Source organism: Streptomyces kaniharaensis (assembly GCF_009569385.1).
In the GTDB taxonomy this organism is placed as follows: Bacteria; Actinomycetota; Actinomycetes; order Streptomycetales; family Streptomycetaceae; genus Kitasatospora; species Kitasatospora kaniharaensis.
Map to the genome: position 1 here is coordinate 5,732,964 of NZ_WBOF01000001.1, position 18,828 is coordinate 5,751,791.

Genomic DNA, 18,828 nt, shown 5'->3' on the forward strand with positions numbered 1-18,828 from the left:
GGCTGGCAGCCGCGCGCCAACCATCCGAGGCAGCAGCAGAACGGCCGCACCGGGCAGGGCTGCCGCACAGCCGCCCGGCCACGAGCCCGCAGGACCGGGACCCGAGGAGGCCCGAGCGATGTCTGACACGTCCACGACCCCCGTCCACGCCGAACCCGCCCGCCCCGAACCCGCCCGCCCCATGCCTGGAGATCGCGCGCCGGGCGTCGCCATCGTCGCCACCGGCGCGATCACCTCCCAGGGTGCGGGCACGGCCGCGCTCTGGGGGGGTGCCCGCTCCGGCCGGGTCGCGATCCGGCCGGTCCAGGGCCTGCCCATGGACGGGCTCGGCACCAAGCTGGGCGGCGAGGTGACCGCCCCGCTGCGGCCGCGCGGCGCCTACCGCCGCCCGGACGACTTCCGCGAGCGGGCCGTCGACCTGGCCCTGGTCGCCGCCGAGGAGGCGATGGCGGGGCTGCCGGCCGGGCTGGTCGACCCCGACCGGTTCGGCGTGGTGCTGGGCACCTGCAACGCCGGGCTGCTCTCCGCCCGCGCGTGGCTGGCCGCCGGCGCGTCCGGCGCCGTGCCCGACCACCGCCTGCCCGCCCTGGTCACCCCGCAGGCCCTCGCCGAGGCGGTCGCCGCGGCGCTGCGGCTGCGCGGCCCGGTGCTCGCGGTCAACACCGCGTGCGCCTCCGGGGCCAACGCCATCGGCTGGGCCGCCGACCTGCTGCGTCAGGACCGGGTCGACGCGGTGCTGGCCGGCGGCAGCGACGCGCTCTCCGACGTCGTCCTCGCGGGCTTCAACTCGCTGGAATCGCTGTCGCCCGAGCCCGCCGCGCCGTACTCGGCGGACCGGCAGGGGCTCTCGCTCGGCGAGGGCAGCGGCATGGTGGTGCTGGTCCGCTCCGACCTCGCCGAGCGGCACGGGCTGACCGTGCTCGCCGAGGTCGCCGGGTACGGCCTCTCGGCGGACGGCTACCACGTGACCGCGCCGCACCCGGAGGGCCTCGGCGCGGCGGGCGCGATCCGCGCCGCGCTGGCCCACGCGGGGCTGTGCCCGGCCGACATCGGCTACATCAACGGGCACGGCACCGGCACCCCGAAGAACGACCCGGCGGAGAGCAGTGCGATCCGGCTGGCGCTCGGGAAGGAGACGGCGGCCGGGATCCCGGTCAGCAGCACCAAGTCGGTGATCGGCCACCTGCTGGGCGCGGCCGGCGCAGCCGAGGCCATCGTGACGGCCCACGCCCTGGCCGAGCAGATCGCACCGCCGACCGCGGGCTTCAGCGCCCAGGACCCGGCCTGCCCGCTGGACTACGTACCGGGCACCGCGCGGCCCATCGCGGCCGGGGCGGCGCTGTCCAACAACTTCGCCTTCGGCGGTGCCAACGCGGCGCTGGTGCTCACCCGTCCCGCGCTGGGCCACCGCCCGCCCGCGGCGGGCCGCGAGGAGGTGGTGGTCACCGGAATCTCCGTGCTCAGTCCGGCGGGTGACGGTGTGTCAGGCGCCTGGCGTGACGTCATGGGACGGCGCGAGCCCGGTGGAGAGCTTGCCGGGGTACGGGTCGGCCGGGTCGAGCTCGACCCGGAGCCGTACCTGAACCGGCGGGCGCGGCGCCGGATGGACCGGCTCGGCGTGCTCAGCGTGGTGGCCACGGCCAAGGCGCTGGAGGCGGCCGGCATCGAGCCGGGCGGTGAGCCGGCCCGGACCGTCGGGGTGATCTTCGGCACCGGCACCGGGCCGATGGAGGCCATGGAGCGCTTCACGCTCCCGGTCCTCGGCGAGGGGCCGGCCGCCGCCGACCCGGCGGTCTTCCCGAACACCGTCTACAACCAGGCGGCCGGGCAGGTCGCGCTCAACCTGGGCCTGCGCGGCCCGACGTCCACCGTGTCGGTCGGTCACGCCACGGGCGCGGCCGCCATCGGCTACGCGGCCGACCTGCTGGCGGCCGGCCGGGCCGACACCCTGGTCGCCACCGCCACCGACACCCTCACCGCCCAGGTGGCGCGCGCCTACACGGCGCTCGGCGCCGCGAGCACGCGCGGCCCGAGTGGCGCCCCGGACGGGCGGTTCCTGCTCGCCGAGGGCAGCGTCGCGCTGGTGCTGGAGCGCCGCTCGGTGGCCGAGGCCCGGGGCGCGCGCATCCTCGGCACGGTGCTCGGGTACGGCATGGCCTCGGACGCCAGCCGGGCCCGTCTCTGGGACCCGCGTGGGCGCGGGCTGGAGCGGGCGATGCGCGCCGCGCTGCACGACGCCGGGCTCGGGGCGGAGGAGGTGGCCGAGATCTGGCTCTCCGCCGCGGGCCTCGACCCGGCCGACCGGGCCGAGGCGGCCGCGGTCGCCCGGCTGGCGGTGGACCCGGCGCTGCGGCTGCACGCGCCCAAGACCGTCCTCGGAGAGCCCATGGGGGTGGGCGGAGCGCTCTGCGCCGCCCTGGCGCTGCACACCGGCGACGGCACGCCCGCGCTGGTCAACAGCTCGTCGCTGGGCGGTACCCACATCACGCTGGCGGTCCGCGCCGCGGCCGCCGGGACCACACGTACGGAAGGAGAGGGCCGGTGAAGCTGGCCGGACAGGTCGCCCTGGTGACGGGCGGGTCGCGGGGCATCGGTGCGGCGGTGTGCCGCGCCCTGGCGGCGGACGGGGCCGCGGTCGCGGTGAACTACCGCGCGTCCGAGGGGCCGGCCAAGGAGTTGGTCCGTGCGATCGAGCAGGCCGGCGGGCGGGCGGTGGCGATCGCCGGCGACGTCGCCGAGGCGGCCGACGCCGCGGCGATGGCCGCCCGCACCATCGATGAGCTGGGCGGGCTGGACATCCTGGTCAACAACGCCGGGATCGCCCGGGACGCGCTCATCTACCACATGGGGATGGACGACTGGCTGGACACGATGAAGGTCAACTTCGGCGGTGTCTTCCACTGCACCAAGGCCGTGCTGCCGCACTTCATGGCCCAGGGCTCCGGGGTCGTCGTCAACGTCTCCTCGGTGATGGGCGAGCGCGGCTGGATCGGCGAGTCCAACTACGCGGCCTCCAAGGGCGCGGTCAACGCCTTCACCCGCTGCTGCGCGATGGAGTCGGCCCGGTTCGGCATCCGGGTCAACGCGGTGCTGCCCGGCTTCTCGCCCACCGAGCTGGTGGCCGGGCTGACCGAGGGCGAGACCGGCCGGTCCATCAGGAAGCAGATCCCGATGCGCCGCTTCGGCCCGGTCGAGCAGATCGCCGAGGTGGTGCGCTTCCTGGCCGGCCCGGAGTCCGCGTACATGACCGGCGCGCTGGTCAACGTCGACGGCGGCGCGATGACCGCCCTCGGCCTCGGGCGCCCGTAATCCGCCCGAACCGCGGCCGAGTTGGTGTATCCGGCCGGCCCGGCCGCGGATCTCTCTAGCAGTACCAGGACCGAACCGACAGTACCAGGACCGATACGAAAGCGATGGAACACAGCATGTCTCTCACCCACATCACCGAGGCCGTCCACACCGCCGTCGCCGACGCCCTGGGCGCGGAGCCGGAGGAGGTCGTCGACGACGCGACCCTGCTGGACGACCTGGGCGCCGAGTCGATCGACCTGCTCGACATCCTGTTCCGGCTGGAGCGCTCGCTCGGCGTCAAGATCCAGGCGGCCGAGCTGGCCGAGTACGTCCAGGGCGGCATCCCGGAGGAGGAGTTCGGCGACGAGAACGAGATCGTGACCGACCGGGCGCTCGCCCAGCTCAAGACCGTGATGCCGCAGATCGACGTCGAGGCGCTCAGTGGACGGCTCCAGGCCACCCGGGTGATGGGCCTGTTCACGGTCGCCAACCTGGTCCAGCTGGTCGTCCACAAGTCGGCCGTGGCCGCCTGAGGCCGATTCCCCGTCAGCACGAGCAGCGAACCGAAGGAGCGACGGCGTGACCTCGATCCGCATCATCGGGACCGGTGGCTACCAGCCCGGTGATCCGATCCCCACCGAAGAGATCACCCGCCTGGTCGGGCCGCTGCCCGACGAGGTCCTCGAAGGGCTTTCCATCGAGCGCCGGTTCTGGATGATCGACCCCAGGACCGGCGAACACCGGGAGAACAACTCGGACATGGCCCACAAGGCCGCCGTCCGGGCCCTGGCCGCGGCCGGCATCGAGGCCGGCGAGGTCGACCTCATGGTGCTCGCCACCGGTACCCCGGACTACCCGCTCCCGGCGGTGGTGAACCTGGTCCAGGAACGCCTGGGCCTGGTCGAGTGCGCCACCATGGAACTGCGTTCCGGCGGCGCGGGGGTCGTCCAGGGCCTGGAAATCGCCCGGATGTACCTCGAAGCCGGCACCCACCGCACCGCCCTGGTGATCGGCAGCGAGGCGATCTCCCCGGTGCTCGCGCCGGTCTTCCTCGGCCAGGACCCGGACCGGATCCGCATGCGCGACCGGATGCCGGTCTACATGTTCGGCGACGGAGCCGGCGCGATCGTGCTGCGCGCCGAGGAGGGCGAGGGCGGGCTCCGGCCCGGTGCCACCGCCTGCATCGGCGGCGACCGGAAGCCGGGCATCCACTCGGTGGGCGGCGGCACCCACGCCCCGATCCACCAGCAGCTCAGGGCCAGGCGGCTGGTCGACCTCCGGGTCGACGTGGTCGGCGCCGGGGACTTCACCCCGGTGATGGTGACCGAGGCGATCCACCGGACGCTGCGGCGCAGCGGCGTGGACGTGGAATCGGTGGACCTGTGCCTGGTGCCGGAGGGCAACGTCGGCTGGATGCTCGACTCCCTCCACGAGCTCGGGCTGGACACCACCGAGTGGAAGGCGCTCAACGGCAGGATCTTCGACAGCCTCGCCACCATGGGCGCGGTCGGATGCGCGGCCGTGCCGCTCTTCCTCGACGACGCCTGGCGGTCCGGCCGGATCCGGCCCGGCGACCGGCTGATGCTGATCGGAGTCGAGAGCACCAAGTGGATCTACGCCGGCGCGGTCGTGGACTGGACCGCCCAGGCTCCGGTGCGCTGATGGCCGGCATCGTGACGGCCGGCCAGCACGGCCAGCACGGCCCGCAGGCCGGCGCCCGGAGCGGCCGAGCGGACGAGTCGTCCTTCCGGCGGGCGATGGGCACGTTCGGCACCGGGGTCGCGGTGGTCACCACCACCGGTCCCGGCGGCCCGTACGCGACCACGGTCAACTCCCTGACCTCCGTCTCCCTGGAGCCGCCGCTGCTGCTGGTGTGCCTGAAGAAAGGGGCCCGGACGGCCGCCGCGGTCTCCGCGGCCGGGGCGTTCACCGTCAGCGTCCTCAGCGCCGGCCAGGCGGGTACGGCGGCCAGGCTCGCGGCGTCGGGACGGCCGTCGGGGGAGCGGGCGCTGGAGGGCATCCCGCACCGGCCGGGGTGGCACGGCATCCCGGTCCTGTCCGGCTCCCTCTCCCACTTCGGCTGCCGGGTCGAACGCGAGCTGCCCGGGGGAGACCACACGATCTTCCTCGGACGGGTGCACGAGCTGGGTACCGCGCCCGACGACGAGCCGCTGCTGTACTACCGCGGGCAGTTCGCCCGGCTGGGCTGACCCGGGAGCCGGGGGCCGACCCTCCGGGGGCGGCCCCCGGCTCTCCTCTCCCACCACCCTTCACCCGAGGAGTCAGATGACCTCCGCCGCCTTCCTGTTCCCCGGCCAGGGCTCGCAGCGGCCCGGCATGGGCCGGGACCTCGCCGAGCGCTTCCCCGACGTGGTGAAGCGCTACTACCGGCCCGCCGACGAACTGCTCGGCCTGCCGCTCTCCACCCTCTGCTGGGAGGGCTCGGCCGAGGAACTGCAGCAGACCGACATCACCCAGCCGACCGTCTTCCTCACCAGCCTGGTGGCCCTGGACGTGCTGCGCGCACACGGGGTCCGTCCGGCGCTCGCCGCCGGGCACAGCCTCGGTGAGTACGCCGCCCTGGTCTGCGCCGGGGTGCTCGACTGGCGGGACGCGCTGCAACTGGTCCGCCGACGCGGCGAGTTGATGGCCACCGTCAACCGGCGCACGCCCGGGGCGATGGCCGCGCTGATCGGCCTCTCCCTCGCGCGGTCCGAGGAGCTCTGCGCCCAGGTCCGTGAGCACGGCGGCGGCGTGGTCGAGATCGCCAACGACAACGAGCCCGGCCAGCAGGTGGTCTCCGGCACGGCGGAAGCCGTCCGGCTGGTGATGGCCGCGGCGAGGGCGGCGGGCGCGACCAAGGTGGTACAGCTGGCGGTCGGCGCGCCCTTCCACTGCAGCCTCATGGCCGGGATGGAGGCGGAATTCGCCGCCGAACTCGACGCGGTGGAGTTCCACGACCCCGCGATCCCGGTGCTCGCCAACGTCACGGCCGACGAGGTGCGCACCGGCGCAGAGGCCCGCGAGCGGCTGCGCCGCCAGCTGGCCGGCCGGGTGCGGTGGACGGACACCCTGCGCCGGATCGGCGGGTACGGCGTGACCGGTCTGGTCGAGGTCGGCCCCGGGCGGGTGCTCGCCGGCTTCTCCCGGGTGGTGCTGCCGGAAATCCCGCACCACGCGGCCGGTGAATGGCGGCGACTGAGGGCGACGATATCGGCACTGACCGAAATGCCGGCCGGGGCTGATTCATCCGGTCGAACTTCTTGCCGGGAGTAACGGCGCAGCCTATTCTGATTCTGTCATTGAGTCATAAACTACTTCTCCGGGGACGCAGGGTGGACGAGTCCGAGCAGACGTTGCGAAGGCTTTCCCGGGCCATCGGCCCCGTGCCGGCCGATCTGACCGCCAAGGTCAAGCACCTGATCCAGCAGGCGACCACGACGGAGAGCGCCCAGGGCGCGGGCGCCGGATCGGATGAGGAAACGCTCTCCGGGGCGCCCGATTCAGGAGACCAGCGCGGCGCCGGGCGGGCCGAATCGAGGCGACCGGCCCGCCGGCGTCGGAGCTGATCCGCGTTATCGGACCTGCTGCATGGAGAAGGCCCGAAGGCCTGTCTCCCGTACCGTCCGGACCAACTCCGCGTCCTGCGCAGACCTGCCGGCCCGCTGACGCATGATCTTCTCCAGGTGAGCCAGGCAGCGGCCCCGGATCGGGCCGATGGAGCCCCGGGCCATCCCGAGCGTGACGGCGATCTCGTCGTACGGCATGGGCGGGTCGGCCACCAACAGGCTCAGCAGCGCCTGGCAGCGCGGCGTCAACTCACAGAAGGCGAGCAGGACTTCGTCGTCCCGCTCGGCCGTGAGCACCCGCTCCTCCGGATGGTTCTCGGTGGGCTCCGCCCGGTCGAAGACCGTCGGCTCGCCCACCGGCACACTCCGCCCGCCCTTCTCCAGGCACTTCAGGCTCTCCCGGCGCGCGGAGGTCGCGATCCACTGGGCGATCCGTTCCGGCGAACGCAGCTTGCCGAGGTGCTGGACGGCTCGCAGCCAGGTGGTCTGCACGACGTCCTCGCAGTCCGCCCGGCTGAGCCGGTGCCCGCGCGCGATGGCGAAGACCAGCGGTGTGTACCGATCCACCAGGCGGCTCCACGCCTCCTGATCACCCGTCAGACACCGGTCGACGAGCTCGTTCAGTGCAGTGACGTGCAAGGTAATACCCCCGTTGTGTCATAGATCCCTCGTCGGGGCAATCCGCCGTCGGCGGGCCCGAGCTTCCCTGAGGTGATCTGTCGACTAGTAACTTCCGTGAAAGCGCTATCACTTGGGCTACTGGTGCTAACTATACGTGGGTGTCGCGCGTCGGTGTCAACCGTCAACTAGCCTGCACCGCAGCGTACTTCAGTGACCTGCGAACATGCTGCCGGACGCCGTCGGACGTGAAAGGCATATGACAATCAGCGGACGTCGGAAATGGATAAGCGGCGGGAATTCCGCGGAATTCGAACCCCCGCCCACCAGGGATTGTCGCGCCAGGTGATCGCCGGACCACACTACGGCAGTGGATATTCCGCCGCGGGCGGCCCGGCGGTATAGCGGCTGCCGCTCGCTCGCGGCACATAAGGTCAAGCATGTGGAATCTTCACCTGCCGCCCGGCAGGTAAGCGGCCGTCGAAGCGGCGTCCGTCCGTCAACCGCCGCGCGGCAGCCAGCTGAACCGGCGCAGGGCGATCACCAGCCCGCCGGCGCCCCAGGCCGCCACGATCAGCAGGTCGGTGCCGGCGAAACCCGCCCCGGTGGTGTGCGGGTTGTACGCGGTGAGGAGGGCGTCGAGCAGATGGTGGACGGGGAAGACGTCGGCGACGTGGACCAGCCAGTGGGGGAGGACCGACGACGCGATGAAGACGCCGGAGATGAAGTAGAGCGGAAGCATCACCGCCTGGGTGACGGGCTGGGCGGCGTCCTCGTTGCGGATCACGGACGTCAGCGCGTAGCCCAGGCAGCAGAACGAGACGGTCCCGACGATCACGGTCACCGCCAGCGCGGGCGCGGTCCGCGCGGGGACGTGCGCGCCGTAGGCGGCCCAGCCGATCACCAGCAGGACGACGGTGATGCCGATGGCGACCACGACCGCGGTGAGGGTCCGGCCCGCGATGACGGCGGCGGCCGGGACGGGGGTCGCCCGGCGTCGTTTGAGCACGCCGGACTCGCGCTGGGCGGTCACCGAGATCACCAGGTTCACGAAGGAGGCGGCGATGATCCCGAGGGTGATGATGCCCGGGACGTAGTACACCGAGGTGTCGATGGTGCCGCCGGAGACCTTCACCGTGTTGTTCTGGCGGCCGAACACCGAGGCGAAGATCACCAGGAAGAGCACCGGGAGGGCCAGGGTGAAGAAGCGCGACTGCGGGTTGCGGAGGAAGGCCCGCAGGTCGTACGGGAACTGGTGCAGCGCGAGACGCGCGACCTCGCGGAGCGAGCTGAGGGAGCCACGGGGGCCGGCCATCACGGTGCCTCTCACGGTGCCTCGGGATCGGCCCCGGTCGCGGTGAGCGTCAGGTAGACGTCTTCGAGACTGGGGCGGCGGACTTCGAGATCGGCCAGGTCGTGGCCTTCGGCCTCGGCCCATCCGACCAGCGGCCCGAGCACGGTGAGCGGGCTCGCCGTCCGCAGGACCAGCCGGCCGCCGGCGCCGTCCACCAGCGCGTCCCGTACGGGACGGGGCAGCACCGTCACGGGCGTCCCCGGCGGCAGGGTGAAGCGGATCTCCGCCGCGGCGCGCTGGCGTCCGCCGATGGTGCCGGGCGTGCCCTCGGCGACGATCCGGCCGTCGGAGATCACCGTCACATGGTCGGCGAGGTGCTCGGCCTCGTCCATGAAGTGCGTGGTGAGGAAGACCGTCACGCCCAGCGCGCGGAGACCGGCGATCATGTCCCAGGCGGCGCGGCGGGCCGACGGGTCGAAGCCGGTCGTGGGTTTCGTCCAGGAACAGCAGCTCGGGGTCGCCGATCAGGGCGAGCGCGACGTCCAGGCGCCGGCGCTGGCCGGCGGAGAGCCGAACGGCCATGGCGTCGGCCTGCTCGGCGAGCCCGACCAGCGCCATCGTCTCCGCGACGCCCCGCGGGGACGGGTAATAGCCGGCGTACAGCCGGAGGCACTCCGCGACGGTCAGATCGCGTTCGGGCCGCGACTCCTGGAGCACCACGCCGATCCGGGCCCGCCAGGACGACCCGGCGCGCGCCGGGTCCTGGCCGAGGACGGTGACCTCGCCGGCGCTGCGGCGGCGGTAGCCCTCCATGATCTCGACGGTGGTGGTCTTCCCGGCTCCGTTCGGGCCGAGGAATGCGAAGACCTCACCCCGCCGGACCTCCAGATCGATGCCGCGCACGGCCTCAAAGGAGCCGTATCGCATGCGGAGGCCGGAGACGCTGATGACGGATTCGTCCGCGCCGGCTCGTGTGCTGGTTGACTTACCCATGCTCGACCCTTGCCGGTCCGCCGGAGGCCCGCCGGGTCCGGGGCATCGCCGACGGGACCTGAACCGATCTCAGCGTACCCAGGCTGCCAGGCAGGTCACCAGTCGATCCCGAGCACCCCGGGCCGCCCAATGGGGCGCGCAGGGACCACCATCGGTGGCGCGGCTGCCAGGGCGAGCGGCGAGGTCCGGGTCGTCGGCGTTGAAGGCCGGCCGATTCACCGTCAGACTCGGACGTGAGATCCACGACGCAGCCCTCGGGCTGCTCGAACACGGCCACGCCAGGTACAAGACGCGATGCTCACCCACCAGCCCCGGCCCGCCGGCGGCCCGCACTACCCCGCCCACGAGGCGCGTGTCGCGTCGGACGCGGCCCGGCCGCCGGGAGCGGCGCCGTGACGTCCGCGGTCGTCGTCGGTGGCGGGCCCAACGGGCTCGCCGCCGCGGCGCTCCTCGCGAAGGCCGGGCTGCAGGTCACGCTCCTGGAGGCCGCGGACGAGATCGGCGGCGGCACCCGCAGCCACGAGGCGATCCTGCCCGGACTGCTGCACGACCACTGCTCGGCCGTCCACCCCATGGCCGTCACGTCCCCCGCCCTGCGCGCTCTCGACCTGGAACGCCATGGGCTGCGCTGGCGGCTGGCGGACGTCGACTGCGTCCACCCGCTCGACGACGGGACGGCCGGGGTCCTGCTGCGCTCCGTCGAGGAGACCGCCGACGGGCTCCGCCGCGACGGCAGGCCCTACCGGGCTCTCCTCGCACCCTCGGTGCGTCACTGGGACGCGCTCGCACCGGACGTGATGGGCCCGCTGCTGCGGATCCCCGTCCACCCGCTGCGGCTCGCGCGCTTCGGCCTGCCGACCGCGCTGCCGGCCACCGTCCTGGCGCGCCTGTTCCGCACACCCGAGGCGCGAGCCCTGTGGGCGGGCGTCGCGGCGCACGCGTTCCGCCCGCTGACCCACCCGTTCAGCTCGGCGATCGGACTCGGTCTCCTCACCGCGGGCCACGCCGCCGGGTGGGCCGTGGCCGAAGGCGGCTCACAGGCCATCAGCCGTGCGATGGCCGAGGTGCTCCGGCTGCACGGCGGCCGGATCCACACCGGCGTGCGCGTCACCGATCGCGCGCAGATCCCGCCCGCCGACGTGACCCTCCTCGACCTCGACCCCGCCCAGGTCGCCGCCCTCTACGGCGACCGCCTCCCGCCGCACGTGCGCGCCGCCTACCGGCGCTTCCGCCGCGGCCCCGGCGCGTACAAGCTCGACCTGGCCGTGGAGGGCGGCGTGCCCTGGACGAACGAGCAGGCGCGCCGTGCCGGCACCGTCCACGTCGGCGGCCCGCTCGCCGAGGTGGCGCAGGCGGAACGGGACGTGACGGCCGGGCGGATGCCCGAGCGCCCCTTCGTCCTGGTCGGCCAGCAGTACCTGGCCGACCCCGCGCGCTCAGTCGGCGACGTGCACCCGGTCTGGGCCTACGCCCACGTCCCGCACGGCTACGACGGGGACGCCACCGAGGCGATCCTGCGGCAGATCGAGCGCTTCGCCCCGGGCGTCCGCGAACGCGTCGTCGGTCAACGCGTCACCCGCCCCGCCGACTTCGCCGCCGCCAACGCCAACTTCACCGGCGGCGACATCCTCACCGGTGCCAGGACGATCCCCCAACTCCTCCTCGGCGCCCGGCCCGCCCTCGACCCGTACTCCACCGGCGTCCCCGGCGTCTTCCTCTGCTCGGCCGCCACCCCGCCCGGCCCCGGCGCCCACGGCATGTGCGGCGCCGGCGCGGCGGCGTCGGCCCTGCGCCGGCTGGGCGTCCCACCGGCCTGAGGCCGCGGGGAGCGCCTTTCCGTCACCGTCCTCCGAACAGCGGACGTGCGGATCGATCGCCGCGACAGGGGAACCGGGGTGCGGGAAGAATCGGGTGCATCGGATTCCTTCGCCGGTCAACCTGCCCGCTGGGGCGTCTCTCCGGTGCGTCCGGAGACCGAAATCCGCCCCCGAGGCCGCCTCGTTGCGCCCGCGACCGATCCCGGCAGATCGCCGCCTGACAAGGACGGATTCATGCGCTTAACCAGACAGATAGCCGTGCTCGCCCTGACAGCCCTTCTGATCCTCGGGATGGCCGGCCCGGCAGGTGCCGCCACACTCACGCAGGACAGTCTCACGCCGACCACCGCGTCGCCCGGCTCGCCGGTCACGGCCACGCTGACGGTGCACGCGTCGTCGTGCGTCCGGGTGGCGCAGCTCGGTGTGGCGGTGCGCGATGCGGCCGGGAACAACTTCGACTATCCCGGGTCGGTCACCAACGTCACCATCTGCCCCGGCGGCTACAAGCTCGTCACGGGTTCCCGGACCTTCTCCGCCGGCACGTACAGCGAGTTCGGCTACTTCCAGGACTTCGCCGGCGTCTACCACAACTTCCCCGCGCTCACCCTGATCGTCTCGCCGGGATCGGGGACGCGGGGCGATCCCAGTGCGGGGAAGACCCTGGTGTTCGACGAGGACTTCAACTCGCCGATGATGTTCGGGCCGCGGTGGATCGGCGACCGGACCAGCGCCTACGAGTTCGGCAACACGAATCCGAACGACGACAAGCTCGACCTCCTGAGCACCAGCGCCGTCGGCGTCGCCAACGGGTCCGTCACGTTCACGGCCACGCCCAGTTCCACCACCCTGCCGAACGGCAAGCAGGCGTGGACCACCGGGCTGCTCACCACCGAGGGCTCCCAGGAGGGCTTCCAGGTCCGCACGGGGGACTACATCGAGTCCCGGGTGCTGCTGCCGACCGGTATCGGCGCCTGGCCCGCGCTGTGGAGCTGGAAGACCGGTGACACGGAGATCGACAAGTTCGAGTTCCACCCCGACAACCCGAACCTGCTGGAGCTGTCGAACCGCATCAACCTGGCGAGCAGCTACTACACCAACAGTTCGGCGGTGTGCACGAACTGCTGGGTGAAGATCGGCGTCGTCTACGGCGCCGGCTCGGTCGACTGGTACGTCAACGACGTCAAGGTCTTCTCCGACGGGAAGGGTGTCGGTTCGTCGTTCTCCTCGTACCTGATCCTCAACCTCTCGATCGTCTCGGGTGTCTACCACCCGGCGCCGCAGAACTCGAATCCGATCACCTTCTCCGCCGACTACGTCCGCGTGTTCCGGTGAGAACGCCCGCGCAACCCGAAGGTAAGTGATGATCATGTCTCGCAGATCAGGTGCACCTCGCCGGTCGGCGCTGCCGTGGACGTGCGTGGCGGCGTGCGCGCTGAGCGCGGTCCCGGCGGTGGGAGCGATGGCGGCCCCCGGGGAAAACCCGGTCGCCCCTTCGCCGGACGGTCCGTCCCGTTCGCGCATCACCATCGAGCACATCGAGACCGACCCCGATCCCGTGGCGGTCGGCGGCACGACGACCGTGCGCGTGCTGGTGTCCAACCGGGGCTCGGACAGGAGCGGCGCGCCGTTCACGGTCCAGCTGACCCTGCCCGACGGGGCCACGGCGGTGGGCCCGTACTTCCCCACCGCGTGCACGACGGATTCGGTGGCGACTACGGTCACCTGCCAGTTCCCCCAAGGCATGCGGGTCGGCAGGTCGGCCAGCGTGCTCGTTCCCGTCCAGATCTGCCCGAGCGCGCGTCAGCACGGGAATCTGAGCCCGGGCGTGGTGAGCGTCATCAACGGGAACGACCCGGACACGAACGGCAAGATCCGCAGCGTCGGCTTCGGCATCCGGACGGCATGAGAGCGCACATCCGGACCTCCGCACATCAAGACCTCCCGAGGGGCCCTCACGCGATGAGCGAGGGCCCCTCGCGAGCTGGTTGCCTGTGGCCCCGTGTGTCCCGTCGTCAGGTCGCGGCCACGGGCAGCCGTTCCGCCGACCGCCGGGCGGGGCACTCGGCGGGGAGGTGGCCGGGGAACGTACGATCAAGCAATGTCTGACATGACGGAAACCACGCCGGGCTGGCTCGCTCCGGACGAACTCGAGTCGACGCGGGCGCAGATGCCGATCCTCTACGTGGAGGCCGTGCCGGTACGCGTCGATGACGCCGGTGAGGTCACCCAGATCGGGCTGCTGCTGCGGATCGGGCCGGACGGGACGGTGAGCCGCACGCTGGTGTCGGGCCGGGTGCTGCACCACGAGCGGATCCGGGACGCGCTCCTGCGGAACCTGGAGAAGGACCTCGGGCCGGTGGCGCTACCGCGGATTCCGGCCTCCCTGCAGCCGTTCACGGTCGCGGAGTACTTCCCGACCCTGGGGATCACCGAGTTCCACGACCCCCGCCAGCACGCGGTGTCCCTCGCCTACATCGTCCCGGTGTCTGGCGACTGCCGGCCGCGGCAGGACGCGCTCGACCTGGTCTGGTTCAGCCCGGAGGAGGCCGCGTCGCCGGTGGTGCAGCAGGAGATGCCGGGCGGGCAGGGAGTGCTGCTCAAGCGGGCGCTCGCGCACGTCGGCTGCCTGAGCTGACAGCCGGCTGCCTTCCGTGTCCGCGGACTGGGTGCTCCACGTCGACCTCGACCAGTTCATCGCCGCGGTCGAGGTCGCCCGTCGGCCGGAGCTGCACGGGAGGCCGGTCGTGGTCGGCGGCACCGGGGACCCGACCGCGCGCGGGGTGGTGTCCACCGCCTCGTACGAGGCGCGCGCGTACGGGGTCCACTCCGGCATGCCGCTGCGGGTGGCGGCCAGGCGCTGCCCGCAGGCGGTGTTCCTGCCCGTGGACGCGCCGGCCTACCGGGAGGCGTCCGAGCGGTTCATGGACACGCTGCGCCGGTTCCCCGTGGTGGTGGAGGTGCTCGGCTGGGACGAGGCCTTCGTCGGGGCGCGCACCGACGACCCCGAGGCGCTGGCCGCCGGGATCCGGGAGGCCGTACGGGAGGCGACCGGCCTGTGGTGCTCGGTGGGCATCGGGGACAACCGGCTGCGCGCCAAGCTGGCCACCGGCTTCGCCAAGCCGACCGCCCCCGGCGGACCGCCCGCCGGGCACACCTTCCGGCTCACCCGCGAGAACTGGGCGTCCGTCATGGCCGGGCGCCCGACGGACGCGCTCTGGGGGATCGGCGCCAGGACCGCCCGGAAGCTGGCCGAGGCCGGCATCGGGACGGTCGCCGAGCTGGCCGCCGCCGACCCGGACGCGCTGGCCGCCCGGTTCGGCCCGGTCATGGGGCCCTGGTACCGGCTGCTCGCGCACGGCGTCGGCGACGCCGAGGTGACCGCGGCCCCGCACGTCGCGCGCTCGCACAGCCGGGAGACCACCTTCCAGCACGACCTGGTGGATCGCGCCGATATCGGCCGGCACGTCGCCGAACTGGCCCGGCGGGTCGCCCGGGACGTGGCGGACGAAGGCCGCCCGGCCACCCGCGTCACCGTGAAGGTCCGCTTCGCGCCGTTCCTCACCCGCACGCACGGCATCACCCTGCCGGCGCCGACCAGCGACCCCGACGAGATCACCCGCGCCGCGCTGACGGTGCTGGAGCGCTTCGACCGGGACCGTCCGGTCCGGCTGCTCGGCGTACGCGCCGAGTTCGGCGACGAATAGACGGACAGGGCCTTCGGAACACTGACGGTGAGCGTGAAACGGCCGTCCGCCGAGCAGCGGCGGGCTGCTCGGCGGACGGCTCGGTCACGTGCCCCCGATCGGGCGGGCGGATCAGTCGTCGAGGACCATGGCCTCGGCGCAGGCGGCGATGGTGAGGAGCAGCGCGTCGTCCTGGCCGGGGATGATCTTGACCGAGTAGTGCTCGCTCAGCAGCGACCACTCGCGGGAGATGTGCGCGATCTCCTGCTCGCCGTAGGTGATGGCGTACTGGTGATCGGTGATGTTGCCGGTGACGTGGATCTCCGCGCCGTTCTCGAAGGTCACGGTGAACTTGTAGACCAGCGGCGAGAAGAGCGACTTCTTCACGGTGGCGATGGTCTGCTCGCCGCGCTTGATGTAGCGGATGTCGCGGAGCGTCATGATCTTCTCGGAGATCCGGTACAGCTCGTTGCCCTCGACGTCCTGGAGGGCGATCGCGCCGCTGAAGCTGAACATCTTCTCGTCGACCTGGAAGACCTGCTCGCCGTTGCGCTTGATCCAGAAGTCGTGGGTGGGGGAGAAGAACTTCTCGTCGATGTCGTAGACGACGCCCTCCTGGACCGGCTGGTGGCCGTTCATCAGCTTCTGGCCCAGGTCCATCAGGAAGTTGTCGTGCTGCTCGCCGCGGCCCTGCTGCGGCGCGTCGCCGAACAGCTCCTGTGGCGATGCCGAGCAGGCCGCTGAACTCGTTGCTCATGTTCTTCTCGTCCCCTGTGAGGTGGTTGGCGGGGATGATCTTAGGGACGGCGTCCGGGCGGCCGACAGGCCCTTCCGCGCTCTGTTGCACAATCTGCACAGAGCGCGGAGAGGCCGGTCACGGGAGGAGTTGTCGCAGGTCAGCCAAGGTGCCTTCCGTCGGACAGGCGGACCCCGCCGGGCCCTGGTGAGGGTCCGGCGGGGCCGGGAGGTCGGCGGCCTGTCCGGGGGTCAGGCGCGGCGGCCGCGCCGGCGGCGGGCGGCGTACAGTGCGCCGCCGCCGATCGCCAGGAGCGCCGCGGCGGTGGCTGCGATCGGCAGGGTGTTGGAGCCGGTGGCGGCCAGGTCCTCACCGGCCGCGGTGCTCTGGGCGGACGTGCTCGGGGCGGCGGCGGCCCCGGTGGCGGGGGAACCGGTGGCGGGGGCGCCGGGGGTGGAGGCGGAGCTGCCGGTCGGCTGCGCTGTCGGCGAGGAGCCGGCGGGCTGGCCGGTGGCAGGGTCGAGGACGAGGGTGGCGGCCTGCGCGTTCTTGAAGTCGAACATGCCCTCGATCGAGCCGGCGTGCTCGTCGAAGGAGGCGTCGCCGATCCGGCCGGTCTTCCAGTTGTCCTCGACGAACCGCAGGATCGAGGTCTGGTCGGTCAGCGCGTGGTCCACGAAGTTGGCCCTGGCGTACGGCGACAGCACCAGCAGCGGCAGTCGCGGACCGTAGCCGCAGCGGTCGGCGTAGCCGCCCCAGCCGGCGTCCTTGCCGCACTGGCCGGCGCCGCCCAGGCCGTCGTTGGCGGCGTCCCGCGAGCCGTTGACGGGCTCGACGAACTTGTGGTCGTACCAGCCGTCGGAGTCGTCGTAGGCGATGACGACCGCGGTGGAGGCCCAGTCCTTGGACTGCTGCAGCTTGTTCAGGGTGTCGACGACGAAGTGCTGCTCGTCCAGCGGGTCGGAGTAACCGGCGTGGCCGTCCTGGTAGTTGGCGGCCTTGAGGTAGCTGACCGCCGGGAGGGTGCCGTTCTTGAGGGAGGCGTCGAAGTCGGTCAGGTCGTACTGGTGGTTGGCCGGGCCGTCGTGCCCGATCTCGTCCACGGTCTTCGGCGCCACGTGCTTGGCGTTGGAGGTGGACTGGTAGTACTGGAACGGCTCGTGGTGCGGGTTGTAGTCGGTGCGCGAGGCGCCGGCGATGTTGGCGTGGGCCGTGCCGCAGACCGCCTTCCCGGCGGCGTCGGTGCCGGTCGGCCGGAAGCCGCCCTGGAACCAGCCCCAGCTGACCTTCTTCTCGGTCAGCAGGTCGCCGATGTTCCTGCCGGTCATCACCAGGTGGTTCTGGTTGTTGGCGCAGTCGTCGAAGCCCGGGTCCGGGTCCTCGATGACGGTGCCGATGCCGCCCGCGTCGGCGGAGGCGACCACCTTGGGGTCGGTGACCTTCTTGCCGGTCGGGTCGACCGCGTAGCCGCCGTGGGTCTGACCGGAGACCAGGTTGAGCGCGCCCGGGGTGGACGGGCCGTACGTGGTGCCGAAGGAGTTGTCGCTCATCGCGAACCGCTGCGCGTAGTTCCACAGCGCCGTCACGGTGTTGCCGTCGTAGTAGTCCATCACGAGGCCGGGCGACGAGTACATCGGCGCCTTGCAGGTGTCGACGTCGGTGTGCTCGACGAACTTGTCCATCTTCCCGCCGTCGAAGGCGAGCTGTTCGTCCTTGTACTCGTGGTCCTGGTCGCAGGTGACGGCCTGCGCCGGGCCGAGGCGCTTCGGGTTGGCCTTGTTCGGGTTGTGCTGGAGCAGCTCGTCGGTGAGGCCGTCCACCTTCGGCGTGCCCGGCTTGGCGGTGAACTTCACCTTGTCGTCGGCGGTGTTGGCCGCGTTCGGGTAGGTGCCGAAGTAGTGGTCGAAGGAGACGTTCTCCTGGAATATCACCACCAGGTGCTTGATCGGGGTGGCGGTCTGCGGGCCGTCGGCCGCGGCGGCGGCCGGCGCACCGCCGAAGGCGGCCAGCGAGGCCGCGCCGACGACGCCGGCGCCGTACCGGATCCACCGCTTGCGGGTGGGGATTGCGTGCATGCTGGGTACCTCGAACGTGATCGTCGGTGGTCGGGGTCGAGCGGGCGGGAGCACGGAGCTCTCCAGCCCGCCAGAACGTAGGGAGGACAGGTGAACGGGGTTTCCGGCCGCACATGAACCTCCGATGAACCGGAGCAGTCAGGCAGCCCGGGACCATTTCACCCGACACTTGGCGACAGCGCGTGACCGGGGTGGTGACAGCTGGTCGCGGTACTCGGCTTGCGATCACTCGCCCGGAACATGACGCTCGAAATATCGGAACATCAGGCACCAGTTGGGGGTTGGACGCCTGAGCGGAGCATCTGCGCTCGCGAAGCACCGGCGCCAAGGCCCCGGGAGAAGTGATCTCACATGCAGTTTCTCGTCGAACTCCGCTACACCGAGCCCGGACCGCTGCTGTCGGCCGAGCAGGCCGTCGGCCTCATCCGGGAGCGGGTCGTCCCGAGTCTTGAGGTCCTGGCCGAGTGGCAGGAGAAGAACGACACGATCAAGGCGGGCGGGGTCTTCGCCGGAGTGAGGGCCGCCGCGTTCGTCCTGGAATCCGACAGCGGTGAGGAGATCGGCCGGACACTGAGCAGCCTGCCGTTCTGGCACGACGTCAAGTGGGAAGTGACACCGCTTCAGACCTTCCGGTCGGCTGCCGAGCGCGAGGCCGGGGTGGCCGAGCAGGTCGCGGCGGCGAGCGGACTCTAGGCGAGATCCTGGGCGTCGAGGCGGCGCGCCGCCCGCCCGGCCGGCAATCCTCCGTCGGT

18 protein-coding genes and 1 pseudogene are annotated in these 18,828 nt (G+C 72.3%); 13 read left to right on the forward strand and 6 right to left on the reverse strand.

The features are described from left to right. The first annotated feature begins 118 nt into the window (after positions 1-118). The 7 genes from F7Q99_RS25635 (at position 119) to F7Q99_RS25665 (ending at position 6,860) form a co-directional block, all read left to right on the forward strand. Positions 119-2,545, forward strand: a complete 2,427-nt coding sequence (locus F7Q99_RS25635; protein ID WP_230210314.1) for a beta-ketoacyl-[acyl-carrier-protein] synthase family protein — start codon at positions 119-121, stop codon at positions 2,543-2,545. After that, positions 2,542-3,309 carry a 3-oxoacyl-ACP reductase FabG gene (fabG, locus tag F7Q99_RS25640; protein WP_326847113.1) on the forward strand — a complete coding sequence of 256 codons (768 nt, stop codon included), beginning with the start codon at positions 2,542-2,544 and terminating at the stop codon, positions 3,307-3,309. The genes F7Q99_RS25635 and fabG overlap by 4 nt, the downstream gene beginning before the upstream one ends. Before the next feature lie 116 nt (positions 3,310-3,425). Continuing rightward, a complete protein-coding gene (locus tag F7Q99_RS25645) occupies positions 3,426-3,824 on the forward strand; it encodes an acyl carrier protein (protein WP_153465134.1) in 399 nt (132 codons plus the stop codon). Positions 3,825-3,870: 46 nt separating this feature from the next. Beyond that, on the forward strand, positions 3,871-4,953 hold the full coding sequence (locus tag F7Q99_RS41475) for a 3-oxoacyl-ACP synthase III family protein (protein WP_326847114.1): 1,083 nt from the start codon (positions 3,871-3,873) through the stop codon (positions 4,951-4,953). Continuing rightward, entirely contained in the window at positions 4,953-5,501 is a 549-nt protein-coding gene (locus F7Q99_RS25655; protein WP_153465136.1) for a flavin reductase family protein, read from the forward strand. The genes F7Q99_RS41475 and F7Q99_RS25655 overlap by 1 nt, the downstream gene beginning before the upstream one ends. A 76-nt stretch (positions 5,502-5,577) precedes the next feature. Continuing rightward, positions 5,578-6,567 carry an ACP S-malonyltransferase gene (gene fabD, locus F7Q99_RS25660; protein ID WP_153465138.1) on the forward strand — a complete coding sequence of 330 codons (990 nt, stop codon included), beginning with the start codon at positions 5,578-5,580 and terminating at the stop codon, positions 6,565-6,567. 59 nt (positions 6,568-6,626) lie between these two features. Continuing rightward, positions 6,627-6,860 carry a hypothetical protein gene (locus tag F7Q99_RS25665; protein WP_153465140.1) on the forward strand — a complete coding sequence of 78 codons (234 nt, stop codon included), beginning with the start codon at positions 6,627-6,629 and terminating at the stop codon, positions 6,858-6,860. A 6-nt stretch (positions 6,861-6,866) separates the two neighbouring features. On the opposite strand, the gene F7Q99_RS25670 is transcribed toward F7Q99_RS25665, so the two are convergent. The 4 genes and pseudogenes from F7Q99_RS25670 to F7Q99_RS43270 all read right to left on the reverse strand — a co-directional run. Next, positions 6,867-7,499, reverse strand: coding sequence for an RNA polymerase sigma factor (locus F7Q99_RS25670; RefSeq protein ID WP_268267558.1), 633 nt, complete (start codon positions 7,497-7,499; stop codon positions 6,867-6,869). Positions 7,500-7,977: 478 nt separating this feature from the next. Beyond that, positions 7,978-8,793, reverse strand: a complete 816-nt coding sequence (locus tag F7Q99_RS25675) for an ABC transporter permease (RefSeq protein ID WP_195911169.1) — start codon at positions 8,791-8,793, stop codon at positions 7,978-7,980. Between the two features lie 11 nt (positions 8,794-8,804). After that, entirely contained in the window at positions 8,805-9,218 is a 414-nt protein-coding gene (locus tag F7Q99_RS43265) for a hypothetical protein (protein WP_326847266.1), read from the reverse strand. Positions 9,219-9,321: 103 nt separating this feature from the next. Beyond that, a pseudogene (locus F7Q99_RS43270) lies at positions 9,322-9,765 on the reverse strand (ATP-binding cassette domain-containing protein); the annotation flags it as partial. A 392-nt stretch (positions 9,766-10,157) separates the two neighbouring features. Here F7Q99_RS43270 and F7Q99_RS25685 point away from each other — a divergent pair. The 5 genes from F7Q99_RS25685 (at position 10,158) to F7Q99_RS25705 (ending at position 15,286) form a co-directional block, all read left to right on the forward strand. Next, entirely contained in the window at positions 10,158-11,582 is a 1,425-nt protein-coding gene (locus tag F7Q99_RS25685) for a phytoene desaturase family protein (protein ID WP_326847115.1), read from the forward strand. Between the two features lie 234 nt (positions 11,583-11,816). After that, positions 11,817-12,914 (forward strand): glycoside hydrolase family 16 protein, encoded by a 1,098-nt coding sequence (locus tag F7Q99_RS41480; RefSeq protein ID WP_230210315.1) that lies wholly within the window; start codon positions 11,817-11,819, stop codon positions 12,912-12,914. Between the two features lie 34 nt (positions 12,915-12,948). Beyond that, a complete protein-coding gene (locus tag F7Q99_RS25695) occupies positions 12,949-13,488 on the forward strand; it encodes a hypothetical protein (protein ID WP_153465144.1) in 540 nt (179 codons plus the stop codon). 201 nt (positions 13,489-13,689) lie between these two features. Beyond that, the gene (locus F7Q99_RS25700; RefSeq protein WP_153466628.1) at positions 13,690-14,217 is read left to right on the forward strand and encodes an NUDIX hydrolase family protein; all 528 of its coding nucleotides are present in this window, start codon (positions 13,690-13,692) and stop codon (positions 14,215-14,217) included. 16 nt (positions 14,218-14,233) lie between these two features. Beyond that, positions 14,234-15,286, forward strand: a complete 1,053-nt coding sequence (locus F7Q99_RS25705; RefSeq protein WP_326847116.1) for a DNA polymerase IV — start codon at positions 14,234-14,236, stop codon at positions 15,284-15,286. 111 nt (positions 15,287-15,397) lie between these two features. Here the strand turns inward: F7Q99_RS25705 and F7Q99_RS25710 are convergent, their stop codons facing one another. Continuing rightward, entirely contained in the window at positions 15,398-15,925 is a 528-nt protein-coding gene (locus F7Q99_RS25710; protein WP_153465148.1) for an LURP-one-related/scramblase family protein, read from the reverse strand. A gap of 327 nt (positions 15,926-16,252) precedes the next feature. Then, complete coding sequence (locus tag F7Q99_RS25715; protein WP_153465150.1) at positions 16,253-18,076, reverse strand: phospholipase C; 1,824 nt, start codon at positions 18,074-18,076, stop codon at positions 16,253-16,255. Between the two features lie 351 nt (positions 18,077-18,427). On the opposite strand from F7Q99_RS25715, the gene F7Q99_RS25720 reads away from it, so the two are divergent. After that, on the forward strand, positions 18,428-18,769 hold the full coding sequence (locus F7Q99_RS25720; RefSeq protein WP_153465152.1) for a hypothetical protein: 342 nt from the start codon (positions 18,428-18,430) through the stop codon (positions 18,767-18,769). Positions 18,770-18,828 lie beyond the last annotated feature (59 nt).

Excerpts from the sequence above, each read along its gene's own strand:
- F7Q99_RS25645 (WP_153465134.1), top strand. The coding sequence starts at position 3,426 with ATGTCTCTCACCCACATCACCGAGGCCGTCCACACCGCCGTCGCCGAC.
- F7Q99_RS25675 (WP_195911169.1), bottom strand. The coding sequence starts at position 8,793 with ATGGCCGGCCCCCGTGGCTCCCTCAGCTCGCTCCGCGAGGTCGCGCGT.
- F7Q99_RS25655 (WP_153465136.1), top strand. The coding sequence starts at position 4,953 with ATGGCCGGCATCGTGACGGCCGGCCAGCACGGCCAGCACGGCCCGCAG.
- F7Q99_RS25700 (WP_153466628.1), top strand. The coding sequence starts at position 13,690 with ATGACGGAAACCACGCCGGGCTGGCTCGCTCCGGACGAACTCGAGTCG.
- F7Q99_RS43265 (WP_326847266.1), bottom strand. The coding sequence starts at position 9,218 with ATGATCGCCGGTCTCCGCGCGCTGGGCGTGACGGTCTTCCTCACCACG.
- F7Q99_RS25715 (WP_153465150.1), bottom strand. The coding sequence starts at position 18,076 with ATGCACGCAATCCCCACCCGCAAGCGGTGGATCCGGTACGGCGCCGGC.
- fabD (WP_153465138.1), top strand. The coding sequence starts at position 5,578 with ATGACCTCCGCCGCCTTCCTGTTCCCCGGCCAGGGCTCGCAGCGGCCC.
- F7Q99_RS25720 (WP_153465152.1), top strand. The coding sequence starts at position 18,428 with ATGCAGTTTCTCGTCGAACTCCGCTACACCGAGCCCGGACCGCTGCTG.
- F7Q99_RS41480 (WP_230210315.1), top strand. The coding sequence starts at position 11,817 with ATGCGCTTAACCAGACAGATAGCCGTGCTCGCCCTGACAGCCCTTCTG.
- F7Q99_RS25635 (WP_230210314.1), top strand. The coding sequence starts at position 119 with ATGTCTGACACGTCCACGACCCCCGTCCACGCCGAACCCGCCCGCCCC.
- F7Q99_RS25695 (WP_153465144.1), top strand. The coding sequence starts at position 12,949 with ATGTCTCGCAGATCAGGTGCACCTCGCCGGTCGGCGCTGCCGTGGACG.
- F7Q99_RS25710 (WP_153465148.1), bottom strand. The coding sequence starts at position 15,925 with ATGGACCTGGGCCAGAAGCTGATGAACGGCCACCAGCCGGTCCAGGAG.